Annotated in this window: 3 protein-coding genes and 1 pseudogene; 2 read left to right on the top strand and 2 right to left on the bottom strand. The window is 66.0% G+C overall.

Going from position 1 to position 6537, the window contains the following annotated elements; genetic code table 11:
• Positions 1 to 172 precede the first annotated feature (172 nt).
• Entirely contained in the window at positions 173 to 529 is a 357-nt protein-coding gene (locus tag ACIQMR_RS38090; protein WP_401397705.1) for a hypothetical protein, read from the top strand.
• Here the strand turns inward: ACIQMR_RS38090 and ACIQMR_RS38085 are convergent.
• Both ACIQMR_RS38085 and ACIQMR_RS38080 read right to left on the bottom strand, forming a co-directional pair.
• Positions 519 to 1342: pseudogene (locus ACIQMR_RS38085) on the bottom strand (IS5 family transposase). The gene ACIQMR_RS38090 and the pseudogene ACIQMR_RS38085 sit on opposite strands and share 11 nt — an antisense overlap.
• 627 nt (positions 1343 to 1969) lie before the next feature.
• Positions 1970 to 5422: an ALF repeat-containing protein gene (locus ACIQMR_RS38080; protein WP_401397702.1), complete on the bottom strand. Its 3453-nt coding sequence runs from the start codon at positions 5420 to 5422 to the stop codon at positions 1970 to 1972.
• Positions 5423 to 5779: 357 nt separating this feature from the next.
• Between ACIQMR_RS38080 and ACIQMR_RS38075 the strand changes: the two genes are divergently transcribed.
• On the top strand, positions 5780 to 6292 hold the full coding sequence (locus ACIQMR_RS38075; RefSeq protein WP_401397699.1) for a hypothetical protein: 513 nt from the start codon (positions 5780 to 5782) through the stop codon (positions 6290 to 6292).
• The last annotated feature ends 245 nt before the right edge of the window (positions 6293 to 6537 follow it).

Raw genomic sequence — 6537 nt, 5'->3', positions numbered from 1 at the left:
CCATCCCCGCAACTACCTGGCCTTTCTCGGCCTCGCCGCCGCTCTGTGCTGCTACAAGCGACTCGTCCGCCTCACCACATAGGACACGGCCTTAGACATCGTCTCTTATGGCTGACGTTCGCGCCGTTGACCGACCGGGCGGGTGTCAGTGCGATGTGAGAGCGTCCCGGGCATGAGTTACGACCTTGCTGTCTGGGAAGGCGAGAGGCCGGAGGATGACAAGACCGCCGGCCAGGTCTTCAGCGATCTGTACGACCGCTACATCGACGGCGAGGTGGAAGAGCCTCCGTCCGAACGCATTGCGGCATACGTCGCCGTGTTGCTTGAGCGGTGGTGTGACATCACCGAGGACGGCGATGGCACCTCGCCCTGGTCCGCCGGTCCGTTGATCGACGAGGCCAGCGGTCCGCTGATCTACTTCGCCATGCGGTGGAGCATGGCCGAGGAAGCGTCGGCCTATGCGGTGGCCGTCGCCGAGTCCATGGGGCTGGTCTGCTTCGACGTGCAGCAGGACCGGCTCAGGCCATGAGCGGAGCAGCCAATCGGCGGTAGCCGATCAGGATTGCGGCTATGCCGACGAAGGCAAGGAAGTGTTCGGCCTTGCGTTCATACCGGCGGTGGAGTCGGCGACAGCCGGCCAGCCAGGACACGGTTCTCTCTACCACCCAACGATGGCGGCCCAGCCGCTGTGAGGTCTCGACGCCCTTGCGGGCGATGCGGTGGCGGATTCCACGCTCGCGGAGCCACCGGCGCAGATGGTCGTAGTCGTAGCCCTTGTCCGCGTGCAGCTTGGCCGGCCGTCGACGCCGAGGTCCGCGGTGGGACCGGATGGGAGGGATGCCGCACACGAGCGGCTCCAGGCCCTGGCTGTCGTGCATGTTCGCGCCGGAGACGCCCAGGGACAACGGGAGTCCGTTCCGGTCGGTGATCAGGTGAATCCTCGATCCCAGCTTGCCGCGGTCGGTCGGATTCGGTCCCGTCAGCGGCCCCCTTTTTGCCGCCCGCACACCGACCGAGTCGATCGCGCACCGCGACCAATCCAGCTCACCCCGCGCCCCGAGCTCGTCGAGGATCACGCGCTAGAGCTTCGCCCAGACCCGCTCCCGGCTCCACTGGGCGAACCTGCGATAGACCGTGGGCCAGGCCGGGCCGAACACCGGCGGCAGTTGCCGCCACGTGCATGACGGGACGTCGCCACGAAGATCATCGCAGCCAGAGCCTCACGGTCTCCCGCCCGACGTCGGCCACCGCCCTGCGGACGTATCACCACCGTCGGCGGCACTACCCGCCTGAGCAACACCCACAACTCGTCCGGCACCAACCGCTCAACCAGATCCGTCATGCACAGATCAACGAACGATCACGCCATAAGAAACGATGTCCTAGAATCGGCATTGTGGTGGCGAAGTACCGCTTCCGTCGAGGACGCAGGCTTGCTGTTCGTAGCCGACCCTGCTTCCACGAGCCCATGCCTGGAACCTAATTACAATGGTCCCGTTGGGCTTACCCAGCCATGAAAAGCCTAGTGAGGCCGCCCTCTGGGACGGCCCCCGGGTGGCTAAACGCCGCCTACGAAACGTCTATCGAACCGGACGCTTTCCGTAGTATGCGTGGACCGTCCTCCCCAACTTCCGCTGGATTGTACGTAGTATTCGTATTGTCTGCTCGTCATCAATCCCGACTGTCGTTTCCCATTCGACCCCTGAGCCTGCTAGGTCACTCACAAACACGATCTCGCAAGAAATGAGTGTGCGCGCCCATTCGACGGGGGACAACGGATCGTCGTTACCGAGCGAATCTCTGAGCTTGCGGCATTGGATCAGCAGGTCGTCTACGTCCTGGAAACCCATCCCCATGGCCAAGTGATCGCTGCAGCGAGCAGGTCCATCCCACTCGAGAAGAGCCCTGCGTAGGAGCTCGACCTCCTCGCGCAGGAGGACGTCACTAGGCTTGACGTTGCGTTGAGTCACTACTCGAGCCCTTCCCAGTAGTTTTCCAAGTTGGTCGGCTTATAGATGCTTCCACCATCTGGAGACATGGGACTATGGATCACAATAGTCTTACCGTCCGGACCGAGGAATGCCTTCCTTCCGCGCGCGAGAGTCTTAGTCTTGATGGGACTCTGCATCACGGTTTTGGCGAGCTCTGCAAGATCTTTGGTAGACATGCCAGGAAAGTCTCCTGCGTGCTTGCCGTACGCATGCCCCTCGGCAATGGCCTCTGCGTCCTCAATACGGTCGGCGTCCGTGCACCATTCAAATGAGCGTGCAAGGCGTACCAGGCTCCTGGTGCCTGGGATCTTTCCTCGGAAGCACACGGGCGCTTCCTTGATCCTTGATCCCTTGGCAGCATCCTCTGCTGCGTCATACCCCTTCTTGACAAGCTTGAGCTTGCCGATGGGAAGGATGGATGCGATGGCGAGGGTGCATTTGCCGAGAGTTGGGTCTTCGAAGCAGTCCACGGCGTCATTGATGCCAAGTACTTCCCAGACGATCTCTTTCATGAGCGGGTCGATCGCGGGGAGCACTAGTTCTGTGTCGCCGTAGGCACAGGGCGGGAGGTGGTCCCGGTTCACGGGAATGAAGCACTTGGGCTTGCTTTCCCGCTCCTTCTTGCGCTGTTCTTCAGCGAGTCGGCTTGCTTCGGCCAGTTCGGCTTCACGCTTGGTGACTACGTCTTTCCACGCTGCAGTGGCGAGGTCTGCCGCTTCTTCTGCGTTCTTTCCCGCTGCGAGCGCGGAGGCCTCAGCGTCTTCTGCGGCTCGGCGTGCTTGATCGGATGAGGTGCGTGCGTAGCTGGCGGAGAATTCGGCTTGGGCGGCGGATTCTTCGGCTGCGATGGCGTCTTGTTCGGCGCGGTTGGCGGCGTTGCGTGCGGTGGTGGCCGAGGTTGCAGCCTGGGCGGCGCTGGTTGCGGCGGCGTCGGCTGCTGCGTCGGCCTGGTCGGCGTAGTCGTCGGCCTGGTCGGCGCTCTTCTTCGCCTCGGCTGCTGCTGCTGTGGCTTCGCCGGCGGCTTGGTTGGCTTCGGCTGCTGCTTTGGCGGCGAGCCAGCGGTTCTCCTGGGCCTTGGCAGCGATGACGCCGCCCTCGGCGATGAGCCGTTCGACCTGGGCGATGTGGGTGAAGGCGAGCTGGTCCTTGCGGTCGGCCATGTACTGGCCGGCTTGGACGAAGGTGTGGAGCTGGTCGGCCGGGCCTGTCAGGGCGATCTTGGCCGCGGATTTGACCTCGGGTCCGCCGTTGTTGAACAGCTGGGTGGCGGTCACTCGCTCGTCGGTGTTGCGGGCGGCGTACTGCCCGTTGTTGAGGAAGCCGAGCAGGGCCTGGTTACTGCCGTCTTCCAGTGCCGCTCTGGCTGCTTCCTTGACCGCGGTGCCACCGGCGTCGTAGATCCTGGTGACCTCGACGCGGTAGTCGGTGTTGGCGGCCGTGTGCCGGCCGGTGGTGTAGAAGTCGCGGATCTGCTCGTCAGTGCCGTTCAGGGCCTCGGTGGCCGCGGTACGCACGGCCTCATACGGACTGGTCGAGGCGATGTCGGCGACCTGCTGGCGCAGCTCGTCCTGGACTGCCTGGTCCCAGCCGGTGCGCAGGTATTCCAGAACGTCGGCGTCGGTGCCGGACAGGGCCCGAATGGCGGCCTCCTGGCGCCAGGAGCCGAAGTACTTCAAGGCACGCAGCGCGACCTCGCGGCCCTCTGCGGCAATCGCGGCCTGGTCCGCGTCCGGCTTGGCAAGCTCGGTGGCCAGTGCCTTGGTGTCGTCCTCGATCGCCTTACCCTCGACCACCGTTCCGGAGAGCTCGACGGTGAAGGTGTCCGCGACCGCCTTGTGAGTCAGTGCGCTCTCGATGGATGCGGCGGTGCGGGTGTTCAGGTCTTCTGCCTCGGTCTCCCGGGCGATGTCGAAGGTCTTCTTCGCAGTGGCCACTGCTGCCGTGGCGGCGTCGGCGGCGACCTTGGCGGCATTGGCCTGTTTGGTGGCCTCTGCGGCGTGGTTGGCTGCCTCGCCGGCATGCTCGGCTGCCTCATCAGCGGCAGCCGCGGCGTTCTCGGCGTGCGTGGCGGCCGAGTTGGCAGCGTCACGGGCCTCGTTGGCGGCGGTGGCCGACTTACGGGCCAGCGCCTCGGCCGCATTGGCGGCCCGGTTGGCCTCGTTCGCGTGCCGACGGGTCTCCGCAGCAGCGGCCCGCGCCTCGGCCGAGGACGCCCCGGCCGCATCCGCGTAACCCGCCGCCTCATCGGCCGCGTCCGCCGCAGCATCCGCGTTACCGCTCGCACTGCGGGACGCCGCCGCCGCTTCGGCAGCCGCCAGCGACGCCTTGCCGGCCTGCTCGGCAGCCTTCGCCGACTTCCGGGCGAGCGCTCCCGCATCCCGCGCGGCCTTCGCCCGGTCCCGCGCGGCCTGAGCCTGACCAGCGTCCTTGCCCGCGGCGATCGCCGCGTTCGAGGCCCGGGTAGCCGCATCCGCCGCAGCCGCGGCCGCGTTCGCGGTCTGCGCCGCAGCCAGCGCGGCTATCCGCGCCGAGCGGTTCGCGGCATTCGCCGCACCGATCGCCGTCTGCGCCGCCTCCGCGGCGGCCCGCGCGGCGTCCGCGGCCTGCTTCGCCTTCACCGACGCACGCTTGGCGTCGTCCTTGGCGGCCTCGGTCTCCGCAGCCGCCTTCTTGGCCGCCTGCTTGGCCAGCTCCGCTGCCGCGATCGCCTTCCCGGAAGCCTCCTGGGCCGCCTTGGTAGCGTCCTCGGCCTGCTTGCCGGCCTTCTCCGCCTGCTCGGTGAGCTGCGCGATGGTGGCGTGTTCCTGGTCGCGGTTACGCGCCACGAACTGCCCGACCTCGACAAACTCGACCAGGTCGGCCGGAGTGCCCAGCAGCGCGAGCCTGGCCGCGGCTTTCACATTCGGCCCGCCGCTGCTGTAGAGCCTGGTGACCGTGACCCGGTCATCGGTCTCCCGCGCCGTGTACTGGTCCACCTCGAGGAACTTCTTGACGTCCTCAGGCGTGCCCTGCAACGCCGCCGTACCCGCGTCCCTGACCGCAAGGCCACCAAGGTTGACGACCCGCGTAGCCTCCACCCGCATATCTAGCTCATGCGGGGCCTTCCACCCACTCTCCAAGAACGCCTGGACATCCGCGGGCGTGCCCTGCAGCGCCTGCTTCGCCGCATCCCGCACCGCCAGACCGCCCGCGTTAAGAACACGAGCGACATCCACCCGGTCATCGATCTGCTGAATGGAAGGTTCCTCCGCAAGGAACTGCCGGACGTGCTCATCCGTCCCCAGCAGCGCCTGCTCAGCGGCCTCCCTCACCCCCACGCCGCCATACATCCAGTACCCGACAACGATTCCACGATCGAGTGCCGGGTCAGTTGTCGCTGCGTACGACGGGTTGGCTCCCAGCAGCCCGGCCGCGAGCGTGACGGACAGCACCGGCGCCCATGTCCACCGCGAGACAAGGGTCCGCGAGGCAAGCTTGCATTGAGGCTTGGAAGGTCCTCTCGAACCTATCGATCGAAATAGCCGCTTCACTCAACTACCCTTCTTCGCCTAAAAATGGACATACCAGAGAAATTTGATTCAGTTTGGCCGGCATTACAGTGACGCGGATCGCCACGGCAAGGCGTTGCTAATGGCAACAGACCCGACGGGGGCTCAGGGCTGCACCCCTCTCACGTGAATGAATGATGGGGAGTGCTTCACGTGGATCTTACATATGCTTTACTTCAGCCAACTGGAGAGCCTTGTTCAGATTTGCTCCCAGTCGGCTCACTTCCCGAGAGGACCCCGATGGCGATAACCCGTGCCCGGAAGACGCTTCTGGCCGGACTCACCGCGGCAATCGCGGCGGGCCTCGGCGCCACCGCCCTGGCCGCCCCGCAGACCGTCCCGTCCGCTCCCCGTGCGGCCGGCGACATGCCCCTCGCGGTCGAGGACTTCAACTACCCGGGCGCCGACAAGGTCCTAGCGGAGCGCAACATCACCCTGAAGCGCGGCGACGGGCACATCGTCCTCACCGACATCACCGACGTCGGCCAGTGCCTCGCCGACCCCTCGAACCTTCTGGTCGAGTCCTTCCTCGGCAAGTTCTGCTTCAGGACCAACGCCAAGACCGGCTACCTGACCCTGGAGCTCCCCAAGGCCTTCAGCCTGTGGACCGGAGACCAGCCCGTCCAAGCCACCCTGACCGCCGAGGGCGAGGAAACCGTCGTCAACGCCCCCGCGAACGACCTCACCGCCGTCGGCGTCGGCGGCGGCACCGACCAGCAGTCCACCCTGGTCGAACTCCGCCTCAAGGGCTGACCAGAGGAGCCCACGCCCCGCTCTCGCTTCCCACGCAGGCCACTCCTCTGCCTGCGGCGGGGCCGACGCACCTCTTTCCACCGCTCCGCTTCCCTCGCGCGACGACAGATGGGCAAGCCCGTCCTCCGGTCCGCCTGAACTACATGTCTAAGACCTCGTTTCTTTTGGTGGTTCTCGGGGCCGAGCTGCGCAGGGATACTGCTGTGGTGCTGTTGACGTGGATCGCTGAGGTGGCGGCCGAGCCC

This window comes from Streptomyces sp. NPDC091376 (assembly GCF_044757085.1).
GTDB lineage: Bacteria > Actinomycetota > Actinomycetes > Streptomycetales > Streptomycetaceae > Streptomyces > Streptomyces pratisoli.
The sequence above is the reverse complement of the archived record's forward strand: the minus strand, read 5'-3'. Positions and strand labels throughout refer to the sequence as shown.